This is a genomic window from Streptomyces sp. NPDC046859 (genome assembly GCF_040645135.1).
Lineage (GTDB): Bacteria > Actinomycetota > Actinomycetes > Streptomycetales > Streptomycetaceae > Streptomyces.
In genome coordinates, this window is sequence record NZ_JBEYXR010000013.1 from 19,695 (window position 1) to 36,653 (window position 16,959).

At 72.4% G+C, this 16,959-nt stretch carries 13 protein-coding genes, 1 tRNA gene and 1 pseudogene; 8 read left to right on the forward strand and 7 right to left on the reverse strand.

What is annotated here, in order from left to right; genetic code table 11:
- Positions 1–5 precede the first annotated feature (5 nt).
- The 3 genes from cydB (at position 6) to ABZ899_RS20210 (ending at position 5,699) form a co-directional block, all read left to right on the forward strand.
- Positions 6–1,010: a cytochrome d ubiquinol oxidase subunit II gene (gene cydB / locus ABZ899_RS20200; protein WP_361347809.1), complete on the forward strand. Its 1,005-nt coding sequence runs from the start codon at positions 6–8 to the stop codon at positions 1,008–1,010.
- Positions 1,011–1,022: 12 nt separating this feature from the next.
- The gene (gene cydD, locus ABZ899_RS20205; RefSeq protein ID WP_361347811.1) at positions 1,023–4,523 is read left to right on the forward strand and encodes a thiol reductant ABC exporter subunit CydD; all 3,501 of its coding nucleotides are present in this window, start codon (positions 1,023–1,025) and stop codon (positions 4,521–4,523) included.
- A gap of 102 nt (positions 4,524–4,625) precedes the next feature.
- Positions 4,626–5,699: a M23 family metallopeptidase gene (locus ABZ899_RS20210; RefSeq protein ID WP_361347814.1), complete on the forward strand. Its 1,074-nt coding sequence runs from the start codon at positions 4,626–4,628 to the stop codon at positions 5,697–5,699.
- A 4-nt stretch (positions 5,700–5,703) separates the two neighbouring features.
- Here the strand turns inward: ABZ899_RS20210 and ABZ899_RS20215 are convergent, their stop codons facing one another.
- The 5 genes and pseudogenes from ABZ899_RS20215 to ABZ899_RS20235 all read right to left on the reverse strand — a co-directional run bounded on the left by ABZ899_RS20215 (position 5,704) and on the right by ABZ899_RS20235 (position 10,494).
- The gene (locus ABZ899_RS20215) at positions 5,704–6,630 is read right to left on the reverse strand and encodes an HAD-IIB family hydrolase (protein ID WP_361347817.1); all 927 of its coding nucleotides are present in this window, start codon (positions 6,628–6,630) and stop codon (positions 5,704–5,706) included.
- A gap of 128 nt (positions 6,631–6,758) precedes the next feature.
- Positions 6,759–7,661, reverse strand: a complete 903-nt coding sequence (locus ABZ899_RS20220) for an LLM class flavin-dependent oxidoreductase (protein WP_361347820.1) — start codon at positions 7,659–7,661, stop codon at positions 6,759–6,761.
- A 41-nt stretch (positions 7,662–7,702) separates the two neighbouring features.
- Positions 7,703–7,930 (reverse strand): annotated as a pseudogene (locus ABZ899_RS20225) (hypothetical protein); the annotation flags it as partial.
- A 47-nt stretch (positions 7,931–7,977) separates the two neighbouring features.
- Entirely contained in the window at positions 7,978–8,526 is a 549-nt protein-coding gene (locus tag ABZ899_RS20230; protein WP_361347823.1) for an RNA 2'-phosphotransferase, read from the reverse strand.
- A 159-nt stretch (positions 8,527–8,685) separates the two neighbouring features.
- Positions 8,686–10,494, reverse strand: a complete 1,809-nt coding sequence (locus tag ABZ899_RS20235) for an SDR family oxidoreductase (RefSeq protein WP_361347826.1) — start codon at positions 10,492–10,494, stop codon at positions 8,686–8,688.
- Between the two features lie 269 nt (positions 10,495–10,763).
- Between ABZ899_RS20235 and ABZ899_RS20240 the strand changes: the two genes are divergently transcribed.
- The 5 genes from ABZ899_RS20240 to ABZ899_RS20260 all read left to right on the forward strand — a co-directional run bounded on the left by ABZ899_RS20240 (position 10,764) and on the right by ABZ899_RS20260 (position 14,648).
- A complete protein-coding gene (locus ABZ899_RS20240; protein ID WP_361348224.1) occupies positions 10,764–11,741 on the forward strand; it encodes an ABC transporter ATP-binding protein in 978 nt (325 codons plus the stop codon).
- Positions 11,731–12,663: an ABC transporter permease gene (locus tag ABZ899_RS20245; RefSeq protein WP_361347829.1), complete on the forward strand. Its 933-nt coding sequence runs from the start codon at positions 11,731–11,733 to the stop codon at positions 12,661–12,663. Before ABZ899_RS20240 ends, ABZ899_RS20245 begins: the two co-directional genes overlap by 11 nt.
- Positions 12,660–13,571 (forward strand): ABC transporter ATP-binding protein, encoded by a 912-nt coding sequence (locus ABZ899_RS20250; protein WP_361347832.1) that lies wholly within the window; start codon positions 12,660–12,662, stop codon positions 13,569–13,571. Before ABZ899_RS20245 ends, ABZ899_RS20250 begins: the two co-directional genes overlap by 4 nt.
- 9 nt (positions 13,572–13,580) lie before the next feature.
- Positions 13,581–14,300: an ABC transporter permease gene (locus ABZ899_RS20255; RefSeq protein WP_361347835.1), complete on the forward strand. Its 720-nt coding sequence runs from the start codon at positions 13,581–13,583 to the stop codon at positions 14,298–14,300.
- Between the two features lie 263 nt (positions 14,301–14,563).
- Positions 14,564–14,648 (forward strand) — tRNA-Ser (locus ABZ899_RS20260).
- Positions 14,649–14,696: 48 nt separating this feature from the next.
- On the opposite strand, the gene ABZ899_RS20265 is transcribed toward ABZ899_RS20260, so the two are convergent.
- Together ABZ899_RS20265 and serS are read right to left on the reverse strand one after the other, a co-directional pair.
- Positions 14,697–15,488 carry an HAD family hydrolase gene (locus ABZ899_RS20265; RefSeq protein ID WP_361348226.1) on the reverse strand — a complete coding sequence of 264 codons (792 nt, stop codon included), beginning with the start codon at positions 15,486–15,488 and terminating at the stop codon, positions 14,697–14,699.
- Positions 15,489–15,553: 65 nt separating this feature from the next.
- A complete protein-coding gene (serS, locus tag ABZ899_RS20270; protein WP_361347838.1) occupies positions 15,554–16,831 on the reverse strand; it encodes a serine--tRNA ligase in 1,278 nt (425 codons plus the stop codon).
- Positions 16,832–16,959: the final 128 nt, after the last annotated feature.

Genomic DNA, 16,959 nt, shown 5'->3' on the forward strand with positions numbered 1-16,959 from the left:
CAGTCATGGAACTGCACGACGTCTGGTTCGTCCTGATCGCCGTCCTGTGGATCGGCTACTTCTTCCTGGAGGGCTTCGACTTCGGGGTCGGAGTCCTCACCAAGCTGCTCGCCCGCAACCGGCCCGAACGACGGGTGCTGATCAACACGATCGGTCCCGTCTGGGACGGCAACGAGGTCTGGCTGCTCTCGGCGGGCGGCGCCACCTTCGCCGCCTTCCCCGAGTGGTACGCCACGCTCTTCTCCGGCTTCTATCTGCCGCTGCTGCTGATCCTGGTCTGCCTGATCGTCCGGGGTGTCGCCTTCGAGTACCGGGCAAAGCGGCCCGAGGAGAACTGGCAGCGCAACTGGGAGCAGGCGATCTTCTGGTGCTCCCTGCTCCCGGCGTTCCTCTGGGGCGTGGCGTTCGGCAACATCGTGCGCGGCGTGAAGATCGACCAAGGGCATGAGTACGTCGGTGACGTCCTGGACCTGCTCAACCCGTACGCCCTGCTCGGCGGTCTGGTGACGCTGACCCTGTTCACCTTCCACGGTGCCGTGTTCACGGCCCTCAAGACCGTGGGCGAGATCCGGGAGCGGGCACGTGCCCTGGCCCTGCGGGTCGGTCTCGTGACCGCCGCGCTGGCCCTGGTCTTCCTGCTGTGGACGCAGTTCGAGAACGGGGACGGGCGGAGCCTGGTCGCGCTGGTCGTGGCCGTCGCCTCCCTGGTCGCCGCGCTCGTGGCCAACCAGGCGGGGCGCGAGGGGTGGTCGTTCGCCCTCTCCGGCGTCACGATCGTGGCCGCCGTGGCGATGCTCTTCCTGACGCTCTTCCCGAACGTCATGCCGTCGTCGCTGAACGGCGAGTGGAGCCTCACGGTCACCAACGCCTCGTCGAGCCCCTACACCCTGAAGATCATGACCTGGTGCGCGGTGATCGCCACGCCGCTCGTCATGCTCTACCAGGGCTGGACCTACTGGGTCTTCCGCAAGCGGATCGGTACGCAGCACATCGCTGAACCCGTGCACTGAGGTGTGTTTCACGTGAAACCAATCGACCCACGTCTCCTGCGGTACGCACGCGCCACCCGTCTGTTCCTGATCGCGGTCGTCGCGCTCGGTGCCGTGGGAGCGGGTCTGGTGATCGCCCAGGCGATGCTCATCGCCGAGATCGTGGTGGGCGCCTTCCAGCACGGCCTCCCGGCCGCCGAACTGCGCATTCCCCTGGCGCTGCTGGTGGCGGTCGCCGCCGGTCGTGCGGTGGTGGCCTGGCTCACCGAGCTCGCCGCTCACCGGGCGAGCGCGGCGGTGAAGTCGGAGCTGCGGGGGCGGCTGCTGGAGCGGGCGACCGCGCTGGGACCCGGCTGGCTGGGCGGACAGCGGACCGGTTCGCTGGTCGCCCTGGCCACCCGTGGGGTCGACGCCCTCGACGACTACTTCTCCCGCTACCTCCCCCAGCTCGGGCTGGCGGTCGTCGTCCCGGTGGCGGTGCTGGCGCGGATCGTGACCGAGGACTGGGTGTCGGCGGCGATCATCGTCGGCACCCTGCCGCTCATCCCCGTCTTCATGATGCTGATCGGCTGGGCGACACAGTCCCGGATGGACCGTCAGTGGCAGCTGCTGTCGCGGCTGTCCGGCCACTTCCTGGACGTCGTCGCGGGTCTGCCCACCCTGAAGGTGTTCGGCCGGGCCAAGGCACAGGCCGAGTCGATCCAGCGGATCACCGGCGAGTACCGCCGTGCCACGATGCGGACGCTGCGGATCGCCTTCATCTCCTCCTTCGCCCTGGAGCTGCTGTCGACGCTGTCGGTGGCCCTGGTCGCCGTGACCATCGGCATGCGGCTCGTGCACGGCGAGATGGACCTGTACGACGGCCTGGTCGTCCTGGTGCTGGCCCCCGAGGCCTATCTGCCGCTGCGTCAGGTGGGTACGCAGTACCACGCGGCGGCCGAGGGGCTGTCCGCCGCCGAGGAGATCTTCGAGGTCCTGGAGACCCCCGCGCCGGCCACGGGCGGAGCCGAGGTCCCGTCGGGCGCGGTGACCTTCGACGGCGTCCGTGTCCGCTACCCCGGCCGGTCCGCGGACGCCGTGTCGGGCGCGTCCTTCACGATCGCGCCCGGTGAGACGGTGGCCCTGGTCGGGCCGAGCGGCGCGGGCAAGTCGACGCTGCTGAACGTCCTGCTGGGCTTCGTACGGCCCACCGAGGGCCACGTCCTGGTCGGGGGAGCCGACCTCGCAGGACTCGACCTGGCGCAGTGGCACGCACACGTCGCCTGGGTGCCGCAGCGCCCGCACCTGTACGCCGGAACCGTCGCCGAGAACGTCCGGCTGGCCCGTCCCGACGCCGACGACGACGCCGTACGGCAGGCCCTGCGGGACGCCGGGGCGCTGGAGTTCGTCGACGCGCTCCCCCAGGGCGCCGCGACCCTCCTCGGAGAGGACGGGGCGGGGCTGTCCGCCGGGCAGCGGCAGCGGCTCGCGCTGGCGCGGGCCTTCCTCGCGGACCGGCCGGTGCTGCTGCTCGACGAGCCCACGGCGGCTCTGGACGGGGCCACCGAGGCCGGGATCGTGGAGGCCGTGCGCCGGCTCGCCGTGGGCCGGACGGTCCTCCTCGTGGTGCACCGCCCGGCGCTGCTCGGCGTGGCCGACCGGGTCGTGCGGCTGGCGGAGCCCGAGACGTCCCCCCGGACGGGCGGCCCGCACCAGGCGGCCGTCGGCCGTCCGGCCGAGCAGTCCCTGCCGGCGGCCACCGCCCGGGCCGCCGCCCCCGAAGCCCCCCGGGACACCGCCTTCAGGCGGGGCGTCCTCGGCCGGGTGCGTGCGATGTCCGGACCCCGGCGCGGCCGGCTGGCCCTCGCCCTGCTGCTGGGCAGCCTGGCGCTCGGCAGCGCCGTCGGGCTCATGGCCACCTCCGGCTGGCTCATCTCACGCGCCTCGCAGCAGCCGCCCGTGCTGTATCTGATGGTGGCGGTGACGGCGACGCGTGCCTTCGGCATCGGACGGGCCGTGTTCCGCTACGCGGAGCGGCTGGTGTCGCACGACGCGGTGCTGCGGATGCTCGCCGACACCCGGGTCGCCGTGTACCGACGGCTGGAGCGCCTGGCGCCCGCCGGGCTGCGCCGCACCCGGCGCGGTGATCTGCTCTCCCGCCTGGTGGCGGACGTGGACGCGCTGCAGGACTACTGGCTGCGCTGGCTGCTGCCCGCGGACGCGGCCGTGATCGTCTCCGCCGGAGCCGTCGGCTTCACGGCGTGGCTGCTGCCCGAGGCCGGTGCCGTGCTCGCGGCCGGGCTGCTCGCGGCCGGTGTGGGCGTCCCGCTCGTCACGGGCGCCGTGGCCCGCCGCGCCGAGCACCGGCTGGCCCCGGCCCGGGGCGTGTTCGCCACCCGCGTCACGGACCTGCTCACCGGCACCGCCGAACTGACCGTCGCCGGGGCGCTGCCCGGCCGTACCGCCGAGGCCCGCCGGGCGGACGGCGTGCTCACCCGGATCGCCTCGCGGGCCGCCACCGCGACCGCCCTCGGCGACGGGCTCACCGCGCTGGTCTCCGGTCTCACCGTCGCCGCCACCGCGCTCGTGGGCGCCCAGGCGGTCGCCGCCGGACGGCTGGGCGGAGTGACGATGGCCGTCGTCGTCCTCACACCGCTGGCCGCCTTCGAGGCCGTCCTCGGGCTGCCGCTCGCCGTGCAGTACCGGCAGCGGGTGGGCAGGAGCGCCGAGCGTGTCCTCGAGGTGCTGGACGCCCCGGAGCCGGTACGGGAACCGCGGGCCCCGCGGCAGGCGCCCGCCACGCCCTTCCCGGTCGCGCTCAGCGGCCTCGGCGCACGCCACGCGGGCCAGGAACGGGACGCGCTCACCGGCTTCGACCTCGTGCTCGAGGAAGGGCGCCGCGTCGCCGTCGTCGGCCCGTCCGGCTCCGGCAAGACGACGCTGGCGCAGGTGCTGCTGCGCTTCCTGGACGCGAACGCCGGCGCGTACACGCTGGGCGGCGCCGACGCGGCCGCGCTGGACGGGGACGCCGTACGCCGGCTCGTCGGTCTGTGCGCCCAGGACGCGCACCTCTTCGACAGCTCCGTGCGGGAGAACCTGCTGCTGGCCCGGAAGGACGCCACGGAGGCCGACCTGCGGGACGCGCTGGAGCGGGCCCGGCTGCTCGACTGGGCCGACGGGCTGCCCGACGGCCTGGACACGCTCGTCGGCGAGCACGGGGCGCGGCTGTCGGGCGGCCAGCGGCAGCGGCTCGCGCTGGCCCGCGCGCTCCTCGCCGACTTCCCCGTCCTCGTCCTGGACGAGCCCGCCGAACACCTCGATCTGCCCACCGCCGACGCCCTGACCGAGGACCTGCTCGCCGCCACCCGGGGCCGCACGACCGTGCTCATCACCCACCGGCTGGCCGGGCTCGACGCCGTCGACGAGGTCGTCGTCCTGGACGCGGGACGGGTGGTGCAGCGGGGCCCGTACGCGGAGTTGGCGGCCGTGGACGGGCCGCTGCGGGCGTTGGCCGAGCGGGAGGCGGCGGCCGACCTGCTCGTGGGAGCGGTGTAGCGCCGGGGGCGGCGTCCGAACTGCCCCGTACGCAGCAACGGATCCCCCGGCCGGCGGACCTGAACAGGACCGGGCTGCGGCTGCGGGTCCAGGATCGCTGACATGCGTTCACATCGCCGTCGTGCCCGGGTCGTTCCGGTGCTGCTGTGCGCGCTCGTCCTGCTGATGTCCCGGCCCGCCGTCTCCGTCGCCGACGACAAGGACTCCCCGGGTGGTGACGGCCCCGGCGCGCTCGGGCTGAGCGCCCAGGTGGTGCGGCTGTACGAGGACGCGGCGCTGGCGACACAGCGGTACGAACGCGGACGGCAGGAGGCCGAGGCACACCGCGCCCAGGCCCTGCGGATCGAGAAACTGCTCGACCGTGAGCGGCGGGAGCTCGGTGTCCTGCGCCAGGACCTGGGGCGGATCGCTCGGGCCCAGTACCGCACCAGCGGCGGGATGTCGCTGACGGCGCAGATCGTCCTCGCGTCGAGCCCCGAGGAGCTGATGCGCGGTCAGCACGTGTTCTCGCAGACCAACCTGGCCGTGAACAACGCCATCGAGAAGAGCCGGCGCGCCGAGCACCGGCTGATGAAGGACGCGGCCAGGGCCGCCGCCGCGTGGGAGGGGCTGGAGAAGCGCAACACCGAACTCGCCGAGCTGAAGAAGACGGTGGAGCGCACCCTGGACGAGGCGCGGTGGGAGTTGCAGGGGCAGGCGGACGCCGCCGTGGCGGCCGGGTCCTGCCCCGGCGCCGTGCGGCTCGACCAGAAGCGGAAGAAGCTCTCCACCGCGTGGGTCACCCCAGTCGAGTCCTACGCCCTGTCGGCGTCCTTCGGCAGCGGCGGGCAGCGGTGGGCCCACCGGCACACCGGGCAGGACTTCGCCGTGCCGATCGGCACCTCCGTCCGGTCGGTCGCGGACGGCCGGGTGGTCAAGGTGTCGTGCGGCGGGGCCTTCGGCATGGAGGTCGTCGTCCTGCACACCGACGGCTACTACACGCAGTACGCGCACCTGGCCTCCGTCGCGGTCGACCAGGGCGAACGCGTCGACGCGGGCCAGTGGATCGGGCAGTCGGGCACCACCGGCAACTCCACTGGACCGCACCTGCACTTCGAGGTGCGGATCACCCCGGAGCTGGGGTCGGCGGTGGACCCGGTGCCCTGGCTGCGGGAACGGGGCGTGCGGCTCGGCTAGCGCGTCAGGCGTGTTCCGCCAGCAGCTGCTCGATGACGACGGCGACGCCGTCCTCGTTGTTGGCGACGGTCCGGCCGGAGGCGGCGGCGATCACGTCCGGGTGCGCGTTGCCCATCGCGTAGGAGCGGCCCGCCCAGGTCAGCATCTCGACGTCGTTCGGCATGTCCCCGAAGGCGACGACCTCCTCGTGCGAGATACCGCGCTCGGCGCAGCACAGCGCGAGGGTGCTGGCCTTGGAGACGTCGGGGCCGCTGATCTCCAGCAGGGCGCTGGGGCTGGAGCGGGTGACACGGGCCCGGTCCCCGATCGCGACCCGGGCGAGGGTCAGGAAGGCGTCGGGGTCCAGCGTGGGGTGGTAGGCGAGGATCTTCAGCACCGGCTCGGCGGCACCGGGCCCGTCCGGCGCCAGGATGTCCTCGGCCGGGGCCAGCTCGTCCGGGGTCTCCATGTGCAGCTTGGGGTAGTCCGGCTCCTGGTGGAAGCCGTACGTCTGCTCGACCGCGTAGACCGTGCCCGGCGCCGCGTCCCGCAGCAGCCGTACGGCGTCCAGCGCGTTCTCCCGGGCCAGCTCGCGGACCTTCACGAACCGGTGGGTGCCGGGACCGCCGTGCAGGTCGACCACGGCGGCGCCGTTACCGCAGATCGCCAGGCCGTGACCGTGGACGTGGTCGCTGACGACGTCCATCCAGCGCGCGGGGCGGCCGGTCACGAAGAACACCTCGACGCCCGCCTTCTCGGCGGCGGCCAGCGCGGCGACCGTGCGCGGGGAGACCGACTTGTCGTCCCGCAGCAGCGTGCCGTCCAGATCGGTGGCGATGAGCCGCGGGCGGACGACGGGCCTGCCGTCCTGCCCGAGCGGGGTCGAGAGCGCGGGGGACGCCGGGTTCTGGGGCTGCCGAGTCGCTGAGGTCACCTGGTCATCCTCCCGCATATGCCTGCACGCCCGTGCAGGAGTCCGCACATCTGATGCGGTACCTGAGGAGATACCGTCCCCGCGGGCACCGGCTGGACCGCCCGCACCCGCACCGTCGCCCGGCCGTCCGCCCTGGTCGCCCGGCCTCACCGGAGCTGGGCCTCCGCCTCCATGGCGATCTGCTCGAAGACCTTCACGTCGGCCGCGAAGTCCGAGTCCGGGATCGGCCAGTGCACCACGATCTCCGTGAATCCCAGCTCCTGGTGGCGGCCCGCGAAGTCCACGAACGCGTCCAGCGACTCCAGCGGACGTGCCCGGTCAGGGGTGAACCCGGTCAGCAGCACCTTGTCGAGCCCGCCCGGGTCCCGGCCGGCCTCCGCGCACGCGTCGCCCAGCTTCTCGATCTGCCGGCGAATGGCCTGAACCGACTGTTCGGGAGTGCCGTGCTCGTAAAGCTTCGGATCGCCCGTGGTGACCCACGCCTGCCCGTACCGCGCCGCCAGCTTCAGTCCGCGCGGCCCGGTCGCGGCCACCGCGAAGGGCAGCCGGGGGCGCTGCACACAACCGGGGATGTTGCGGGCCTCGTGCGCCGAGTAGAACTCGCCCCGGTACGACACCGAGTCCTCGGTGAGCAGCCGGTCCAGCAGCCCGACGAACTCGGCGAACCGGTCGGCGCGCTCACGCGGGGTCCAAGGGTCCTGGCCCAGCGCGGTGGCGTCGAAGCCGGTGCCGCCGGCGCCCACCCCGAGGGTGACCCGGCCGCCCGAGAGGTCGTCGAGGGAGATCAGCTCCTTGGCGAGGGTCACCGGGTGCCGGAAGTTCGGCGAGGTCACCAGCGTGCCCAGCCGGAGCCGGTCGGTGACGGCCGCGGCGGCGGTCAGCGTGGGCACGGCGCCGAACCACGGCCCGTCCCGGAAGCTGCGCCAGGACAGATGGTCGTAGGTGTAGGCCGCGTGGAAGCCGAGCTGCTCCGCCCGCTGCCATGCCTCGCGGCCCCCCTCGGACCAGCGGCGGTACGGGAGGATCACGGTGCTCAGGCGCAGACTCATGCGTCGAGCGTATGCGGCCGCACCGATTTCACGTGAAACGGTCACCGCACGCGCGCGCTCAGCCACGGAGTGCGGTCGAACGGCGGCCTGAGCTCCCGGTGCGGTCGGTCGCCGGGCAGGGCCACGATCAGGAAGCGGTCGGGGGCGGGAAGCGGCGGGCCCGGACCTGGGCGAGGCCGTCGTAGAGGGACGGCACGATGGCGGGCACGTCGTCGCGGGCCGACGTCCGGGCAGTCGACGCCCTCGACGGTGACCAGCGCGTCGTCGTCCAGACAGCGCCACACGCTCACGCCGGTCGCGCGGAGGCTGGTCAGGGTCAGTGTGCCTCGGGGAACCGCAGGTACTCCGGCGGCACGGCCTTCGTCAGCCAGACCCCGTTGGCGCTGACGTGGAAGACGTGCCCATCGCGGTGCATCGCGCCGGTGTCCACGGAGAGCACGACCGGGCGGCCGCGCCGGGCGCCGACGCGGGTCGCGGTGTCGCGGTCGGGCGACAGGTGGACGTCGTGCCGGTTCATGGGCCGCAGCCCCTCGGCGCGGATCGCGTCCAGATGGGCGGCCACGGTGCCGTGGTAGAGGTACGGCGGCGGAGTCGCCGCGGGCAGTCCCAGGTCGACCTCGACGCTGTGTCCCTGGCTGGCGCGGATGCGGGTGCCGTCCACGGCGAAGCGCTTCTTGTCGTTGGCCGCCACGACGTGGTCCAGCTCTTCGCGGGTGAAGGGGAAGCCGTGCGCCCTCGCGGCGGCGATCAGCGTGTCGATCTCCACCCAGCCGCCCTCGTCCAGCGTGAGGCCGATCCGCTGCGGCTGGTGGCGCAGATGCTTCGACAGATACTTGGACACCTTCACGGTGCGTCTTTCGTCCATGCCCACCAGCGTGCCGGGAACGAGACGAATCACGCGAACGATTTCGCGCAGGAGGTTTGGTCCACAACCAAGTGCGGTTATCCACAGCGGAATTGAACGAAGCTGTGGAGAAACAGCCGCCCGGCCCGCGGGTGCCGGGAAGCGGAACCGGCCACCCGCCTACAGCCGCGGTTTCACACGCGCGATCCTGCGCAGCGCCCTCGGGGCGAACCGCGCCAGCAGATACGCCCCTCGGGCCTTCGGCGTCACCGGGACCACCGCGTCACCCCGCACCACCGCCCGCAGGATCGCGTCCGCGACCTTCTCCGCCGGGTAGTTGCGCAGGCCGTACCAGCGCGCCGATCTCTTCCGGAGGCGCTGCTCCTCCTCGGCGTCCACCCCGGCGAAGCGCGCGGTCGAGGTGATCGGCGTGTTCACGAACCCCGGGCAGATCGCCGTCACGCCGATGTCCTGTCCCGACAGCTCCGCGCGCAGGCACTCGCTGAGCATCAGCACGGCCGCCTTGGAGGTGCTGTAGGCGGGCAGCGCCCCCGACGGCTGGTAGGCGGCGGCGGAGGCGACGTTGACGATGTGGCCGCCCTGCCCCCGCTCGGCCATCTGCTTCCCGAACAGCCGGCAGCCGTGGATGACGCCCCACAGATTGACGTCCAGGACTCGCTTCCAGTCCTCGGGGGTCGTGTCGAAGAAGGAGCCCGCCAGCCCGATCCCGGCGTTGTTCACCAGGATGTCCACCACGCCGTACTCGGCGGCGACCTTCGCGGCCAGCTTCTCCATGGCCGGCCCGTCGGAGACGTCGGCCGTCTCCGCCCAGGACGCGGGCGCGCCCATCAGCCGGGCCGTCTCGGCGGTCGCCGCGGCGGACTCGGCGTCCCGGTCCACGGCCACCACGCGCGCGCCGGCCTCGGCGAACGCGAGCGCCGTCGCCCGCCCGATGCCGCTGCCCGCGCCGGTGACCAGCACGAGCTGCCCGCCGAAGCGGTCGGCGTGCCGGCCGGTCGCCGGCACCTCCTTGGGCCGTCCGTCCTCCACCGACGTCACGAACTCCGTGATCCAGCCGGCCAGCCGGTCGGGGCGGGTGCGCGGTATCCAGTGCCGGGCGTCCAGGGTGCGCCGGGTCAGCCGCGGCACCCACTCCTCGAGGCCGTCGTACAGCCGCTCCGACAGGAAGGCGTCCCCGAGGGGCGTGATGAGCTGCACGGGCACGTGCGCGTAGGCGTCCTCGCGCGGGCGGCGCAGCCGCGCCCGTACGTTGTCCCGGTACAGCCACGCCCCGTGGGCCGCGTCGGACGGCAGCGACGGGGTCGGGTAGCCGTCGCCGGAGACCTTCTCCAAGCGCTCCAGCATGCGCGGCCAGCGCCTGCCGAGGGGACCGCGCCAGGCCAGCTCGGGCAGCACCGGTGTGTGCAGCGCGTACACGTACCAGGACTTGGCGCCCTGCCCGAGCAGCTGCGCGAGCCGGCGCGGGGTGGGACGGCGCAGACGCCGGTCGATCCAGTGGCCGAAGTGGTCCAGGGACGGCCCCGACATCGAGGTGAACGACGCGATGCGGCCCTCGGTGCGCCCGACGGTGGCGAACTCCCAGCCCTGCACCGAGCCCCAGTCGTGCCCCACCAGATGCACGGGCCGGTCCGGGCTCACCGCGTCCACGACGGCCAGGAAGTCGTCCGTCAGCTTCTCCAGCGTGAACCCGCCGCGCAGCGGACGCGGCGCCGTGGACCGGCCGTGGCCCCGGACGTCGTACAGCACGACGTGGAAGCGCTCGGCGAGCCGCACGGCGACCTCGGACCACACCTCCTTGCTGTCCGGGTAGCCGTGCACGAGGACCACCGTCGGCCGGGCGGGGTCGCCGAGCTCGGCGACGCACAGCTCGACCCCGCCGGTCGCCACCCGGCGCTCACGCGCGTCCTGAAGGGTCACTTCTCCTCCGCCCCGCGCCGCACCCGCGGCAGATCGTCCTCCGGTCCGCATGCCCCCGCGAGCCCGGCGGGAACGCACACGGTGGTCCCGGTCGCCGTACGTGCCCGTAACGTGACACCCGCGAATCTGACACCTGTTGGAGATCGCGTCAATAGCGCCGCCCGAGCCTGTGGAAAAGCCGCGCCTTGGGGAAAATCAGGGCTCGGGGCATTCGACCTCAGGGTGATCCCCAGGGCCGCGTAGTCCTGGAGTCTGACCCCGAAACAGCTCTGCGGGGTGACGACCGGCGTGGTGCGGGTCACTACCTTCGTGGTGTGACAGTGATCGCGACCGAAAGCCTGAGCAAGCGGTTCCCCCGGGTGACCGCGCTTGACCGGCTGACCATGGACATCGGGCCCGGGGTGACCGGACTCGTCGGGGCCAATGGAGCCGGCAAGTCCACCATGATCAAGATCCTGCTGGGTCTGTCCCCCGCGACCGAGGGCCGTGCCGAAGTGCTCGGACTCGACGTCGCGACCAAGGGCGCCGCCATCCGCGAGCGTGTCGGCTACATGCCCGAGCACGACTGCCTGCCGCCCGATGTGTCGGCCACCGAGTTCGTCGTGCACATGGCCCGCATGTCCGGCCTGCCGCCGACCGCCGCGCGCGAGCGCACCGCCGACACCCTGCGCCACGTCGGCCTGTACGAGGAGCGCTACCGCCCCATCGGCGGCTACTCGACGGGCATGAAGCAGCGCGTCAAGCTCGCACAGGCACTCGTGCACGACCCGCAGCTGGTCTTCCTCGACGAGCCGACCAACGGCCTCGACCCGGTCGGCCGCGACGAGATGCTCGGGCTGATCCGGCGCATCCACACCGACTTCGGCATCTCGGTCCTGGTCACGTCCCACCTGCTGGGCGAGCTGGAACGCACCTGCGACCACGTCGTCGTCATCGACGGCGGCAAGCTCCTGCGCTCCAGCTCCACCACCGACTTCACCCAGACCACCACCACCCTCGCCATCGAGGTCACCGACAGCGACGAGCACCCCGACGGCACCCGCGCGGTGCGCGACGCGCTCCACGCGCGCGGGGTCGACGTCCTCGACGGCAGCGGCGGCCTCCCCGGCGCCGGGCACATCCTGCTGCTCACCGCGGCGGGCGAGGAGACGTACGACCTGGTGCGTGACGTGGTCGCCGACCTCGGTCTCGGCCTGGTCCGCATGGAGCAGCGCCGGCACCACATCTCCGAGGTCTTCCAGGACGGCGACCAGGGCGCCGGCGCACAGCGGAAGGAGGCGGTCGGCCATGGCGGTTGAGCAGCCCATGCGGACACCGGCCCCGCAGCCGGGTGACCAGACCCGGATCCACAACATCGGCTACCGCAGCTACGACGGCCCGCGCCTCGGCCGCTCGTACGCCACCCGCTCGCTGTACTCGCAGTCCCTGCGCGGCGCCTACGGCCTCGGCCGCTCGGTGAAGTCCAAGGTGCTGCCGATGCTGCTGTTCGTGGTGATGTGCGTGCCCGCGGCCATCATGGTCGCCGTCGCGGTCGCCACCAAGGCCAAGGACCTGCCGGTCGACTACACGCGCTACGCGATCATCATGCAGGCCGTGATCAGCCTGTACGTCGCCTCGCAGGCACCCCAGTCCGTCTCCCGCGACCTGCGCTTCAAGACCGTGCCGCTGTACTTCTCGCGGCCCATCGAGACCGCCGACTACGTCCGGGCCAAGTTCGCGGCGCTGGCCTCCGCGCTGTTCCTGCTGACCGGCGCCCCGCTGATCGTGCTCTATGCGGGCGCGCTCCTGGCCAAGCTCGACTTCGCCGACCAGACCAAGGGATTCGCGCAGGGGCTGGTCTCCGTGGCACTGCTCTCGCTGCTGTTCGCCGGCATCGGCCTGGTCATCGCGTCGGTCACCCCGCGCCGCGGCTTCGGCATCGCCGCCGTGATCGCCGTCATGACCATCTCCTACGGCGCGGTCTCCACGCTCCAGGCCATCGCCGACGCCCAGAGCCTCGGCGAGGGCGGCAAGAGCGGGGCCATCGCCTGGATCGGGCTGTTCTCGCCCGTCACGCTCATCGACGGCGTGCAGTCCGCCTTCCTGGGCGCGAGCTCGGCGTTCCCGGGCGGGGTCGGCCCCGGCACCGGGGAGGGCGTCGTCTACGTCGTCGTCGTCCTCGGCCTGATCGCCGCCAGCTACGGCCTCCTGTTGCGCCGCTACAAGAAGGTGGGACTGTGACCACGCTCCAGATCGACCACGTCTCCCGCTGGTTCGGCAACGTGGTCGCCGTCAACGACATCACCATGACGATCGGCCCCGGCGTCACCGGCCTCCTCGGCCCGAACGGCGCCGGAAAGTCCACCCTCATCAACATGATGGGCGGCTTCCTCGCCCCCTCCAACGGCACCGTCATCCTCGACGGGCAGCCGGTCTGGCGCAACGAGGCCATCTACCGGCACATCGGCATCGTCCCCGAACGCGAGGCGATGTACGACTTCCTCACCGGCCGCGAGTTCGTCGTCGCCAACGCCGAACTGCACGGGCTGGGCGCCAAGGCCGCCCAGAAGGCGCTCGCCACGGTCGAGATGGAGTACGCGCAGGACCGCAAGATCCAGACGTACTCCAAGGGCATGCGCCAGCGCGTGAAGATGGCGAGCGCCCTCGTCCACGACCCCTCGCTGCTGCTGCTCGACGAGCCGTTCAACGGCATGGACCCCCGACAGCGCATGCAGCTGATGGACCTGCTGCGCCGCATGGGCGACGAGGGCCGCACCGTGCTGTTCTCCTCCCACATCCTCGAAGAGGTCGAGCAGCTCGCCTGGCACATCGAGGTCGTGGTGGCCGGACGGCACGCCGCGAGCGGCGACTTCCGCAAGATCCGCCGCCTGATGACCGACCGCCCGCACCGCTACCTGGTGCGCTCCAGCGACGACCGCACCCTCGCGGCCGCGCTGATCGCCGACCCGTCGACGTCCGGTATCGAGGTGGATCTGACCGAGGGCGCGCTGCACATCCAGGCCGTCGACTTCGGCCGGTTCACCGCCCTGCTGCCCAGGGTGGCGCGCGACCACGGCATCCGCCTGCTCACGGTCTCGCCGTCCGACGAGTCCCTCGAGTCCGTCTTCTCGTATCTGGTCGCGGCGTAGGAGGCCAAGATGTACGACCCCACAGTCGCCCGGCTCACCTATCGAGCCCTGCTCGGCCGGCGCCGGGCCCTCATCCTGGGTGCGCTGCCGCTCCTGCTCATCGTGATCGCCGTGGCCGTCCGCGGTCTCGCGGGAGCGGACGACCAGACCGCGTCCGACCTGCTGGGCGGGCTCGCGCTCGCCACCATGGTGCCGATCATCGGCGTGATCGCCGGCACCGGCGCCATCGGCCCGGAGATCGACGACGGCTCGGTGGTGTACCTGCTGTCCAAGCCGGTGAAGCGGCCCACGATCATCTTCACCAAGCTGATCGTGGCGATCGCCGTGACGATGGTGTTCTCGGCCCTGCCGACGTTCATCGCGGGCTTCATCCTCAACGGCAACGGCCAGCAGATCGCCGTCGCGTACACGGTGGCCGCGCTCGTCGCCTCCATCGCCTACGCCGCGCTGTTCCTGCTCCTCGGCACGGTCTCCCGGCACGCCGTGGTCTTCGGCCTCGTGTACGCGCTCGTCTGGGAGGCGCTGTTCGGTTCCCTGGTGCCGGGCGCGCGCACCCTGAGCGTCCAGCAGTGGTCATTGGCGGTGGCGGAGAAGGTCGCCGGCGGCGAGATGGTCACCTCGGACGTCGGCCTGACGACGGCCACGGTGCTGCTGGCGCTGGTGACCGTGCTGGCCACCTGGTACGCGGGCCAGAAGCTGCGCTCCCTGACCCTCGCCGGCGAGGAGTGAGCGCATCCCGCGGCTTATTCGGTGGCGCCCTGGTCGGCGTCCCGGCACCATGGTCGTGCCGAGGACGCCGGCCGGGTCCGGCGCCACCGTCCGGGAGAGGAGCTGAGCGATGTCCCTGCACGACAGTCCGTTCAGCTCCCGTCAGGGCGGCCCGCGGCGGGTTCCGGTGTAGTCACCCCACCGTCGAGCCCGCTTCCGTACGGGAGCCGCCCGGGGCGGCCGCTTCGAGCACGCGATGTCGCTCTCGCGTGGGCCGCCCACCCGGAGGATTGGCCGAGTGGCAAGGCACCGGCTCGCTGAGCCGTGGTCGGGGGAGACCCCGCGCACGTTCGATCCGTGCATCCTCCGCAGGAACCGCTACGGGCCACCGGTGCCCGGCAGGATCCGGTACCGGGCTCAGCCCAGCAGACGCTCCAGGACGACCGCGATGCCGTCCTCCTCGTTGGAGGCCGTCACCTCGTCCGCGACCGCCTTGAGCTCCGCATGGGCGTTGGCCATGGCCACGCCGTGCGCGGCCCACGCGAACATCGGGATGTCGTTCGGCATGTCGCCGAAGGCGATGGTGTCCGCGGCCTTCACACCCAGCCGACGGGCCGCCAGGGACAGCCCGGTCGCCTTGGACAGCCCCAGGGGCAGCAGCTCCACGATGCCCTCACCGGCCATCGCCACCGTGACGAAGCCGCCCGCCGCCCGGCGGGCCGCCTCGGCCAACTCGTCGTCCGACAGCTCGGGGTGCTGTATGTAGATCTTGTTCAGCGGGGCGCTCCACAGGTCGGACGCGTCCGTGAGCGGCGTCGAGGGCAGCGCGCCCGTCAGCGCGTAGCCCGGGCCGACCAGCACCTCCCCGTCCAGGCCGTCGCGGCTCGCCGCCAGGTACAGCGGGCCGACCTCGGCCTCGATCTTGGCCAGCGCGACACCCCCGAGCTGCCGGTCCAGCGTCACGGACGTCAGCAGGCGGTGCTCTCCGGCGTGGTACACCTGCGCGCCCTGCCCGCACACCGCGAGGCCCTGGTACCCCAGGTCATCCAGGATGTGCCGGGTCCAGGGGACCGCGCGGCCGGTGACGACGAGGTGCGCGGCGCCCGCCTCGGTGGCCGCGGCGAGCGCGTCGCGGGTGCGCCGCGAGACCGATTCGTCGGAGCGCAGCAGCGTCCCGTCCAGATCGGTGGCGATCAGCTTGTACGGCAGACCGTCGCGGCCGGCCCGGAGACCGGCCGCGACGCCCTCGGTGTCGTCGGCGCAGGCGGTGCCGCTCACTTGGCCACCGGCTCCAGGACCTCGCGGCCGCCCAGGTAGGGGCGCAGGATCTCGGGGACCCGGACGGAGCCGTCGGCCTGCTGGTGGTTCTCCAGCAGGGCCACGATCGTGCGCGGGACGGCGCACAGGGTGCCGTTGAGCGTGGCCAGCGGCCTGATCTGCTTGCCGTCACGGAGCCGGATCGACAGGCGGCGGGACTGGAACTCGCCGCAGTCCGAGGTGGACGTCAGCTCGCGGTACTTGCCCTGCGTCGGGATCCACGCCTCGCAGTCGAACTTGCGGGCCGCCGAGGAGCCCAGGTCGCCCGAGGCGACGTCGATGACGCGGAACGGCAGCTCCAGCGACGTCAGCCACTGCTTCTCCCACTCCAGCAGGCGCCGGTGCTCGGCCTGGCTGTCCGCCGGGTCGACGAAGGAGAACATCTCCACCTTGTCGAACTGGTGCACGCGGAAGATGCCCCGGGTGTCCTTGCCGTGCGAACCGGCCTCGCGGCGGAAGCAGGGCGAGAAGCCCGCGTAGCGCAGGGGCAGCTTGTCGGCGTCGAGGATCTCGTCGCGGTGGTAGGAGGCGATGGAGACCTCGGAGGTGCCCACCAGGTAGAGGTTGTCCTTCTCCAGGTAGTAGACGCCTTCGGCGTCCTGCCCCAGGTAGCCGGTGCCGGCCATGGACTCGGGACGCACCAGCGCGGGCGTCACCATCGGCGTGAAGCCGGCCGCCGTGGCCTGGGCGATCGCCGCGTTCACCAGGGCGAACTCCAGGAGGGCGCCGACGCCGGTGAGGAAGTAGAAGCGGGAGCCGGAGACCTTGGCGCCGCGCTCGACGTCGATCGCGCCGAGCAGGGAGCCGAGCTCCAGGTGGTCCTTCGGCTCGAAGCCCTCGGCGGCGAAGTCGCGGATCTCGCCGTGGGTCTCCAGCGTGACGAAGTCCTCCTCGCCACCGACCGGGACGTCGGGGTGCACCAGGTTGCTGAGCCGGGCCAGCAGCTCCTGGGTCTCGGCGTCGGCGGCGTCGCGCTCGGCGTCGGCGGCCTTGACGTCGGCGGCCAGCTGGCCGGCCTTCTTCAGCAGCTCCGCCTTCTCGTCCCCGGACGCCTTGGGGATGAGCTTGCCGAGCTGCTTCTGCTCGGCGCGGAGTTCGTCGAAGCGGACGCCGGACGACCTGCGCCGCTCGTCGGCGGACAGGAGGGAGTCGACGAGCGCGACGTCCTCTCCACGGGCGCGCTGCGAGGCGCGCACTCGGTCGGGGTCCTCACGGAGCAGGCGAAGGTCAATCACGTGCCCCAGGCTACCGGGGCACGGTACGCGCCCACGACTCACTATTCCGATACACGTCTTACGTCGCGTTATGAGGGGATTGCGAGCCGTGTCAATGAAGTGCGCCCGGCTCCCTGGAAGAAGCACTT

Coding starts and splice junctions, on each gene's coding strand:
- ABZ899_RS20235 (WP_361347826.1), bottom strand. CDS start 10,494: ATGCGGACCGGAGGACGATCTGCCGCGGGTGCGGCGCGGGGCGGAGGA.
- ABZ899_RS20255 (WP_361347835.1), top strand. CDS start 13,581: ATGTACGACCCCACAGTCGCCCGGCTCACCTATCGAGCCCTGCTCGGC.
- ABZ899_RS20215 (WP_361347817.1), bottom strand. CDS start 6,630: ATGCGGGAGGATGACCAGGTGACCTCAGCGACTCGGCAGCCCCAGAAC.
- ABZ899_RS20210 (WP_361347814.1), top strand. CDS start 4,626: ATGCGTTCACATCGCCGTCGTGCCCGGGTCGTTCCGGTGCTGCTGTGC.
- ABZ899_RS20245 (WP_361347829.1), top strand. CDS start 11,731: ATGGCGGTTGAGCAGCCCATGCGGACACCGGCCCCGCAGCCGGGTGAC.
- ABZ899_RS20220 (WP_361347820.1), bottom strand. CDS start 7,661: ATGAGTCTGCGCCTGAGCACCGTGATCCTCCCGTACCGCCGCTGGTCC.
- ABZ899_RS20230 (WP_361347823.1), bottom strand. CDS start 8,526: ATGGACGAAAGACGCACCGTGAAGGTGTCCAAGTATCTGTCGAAGCAT.
- cydB (WP_361347809.1), top strand. CDS start 6: ATGGAACTGCACGACGTCTGGTTCGTCCTGATCGCCGTCCTGTGGATC.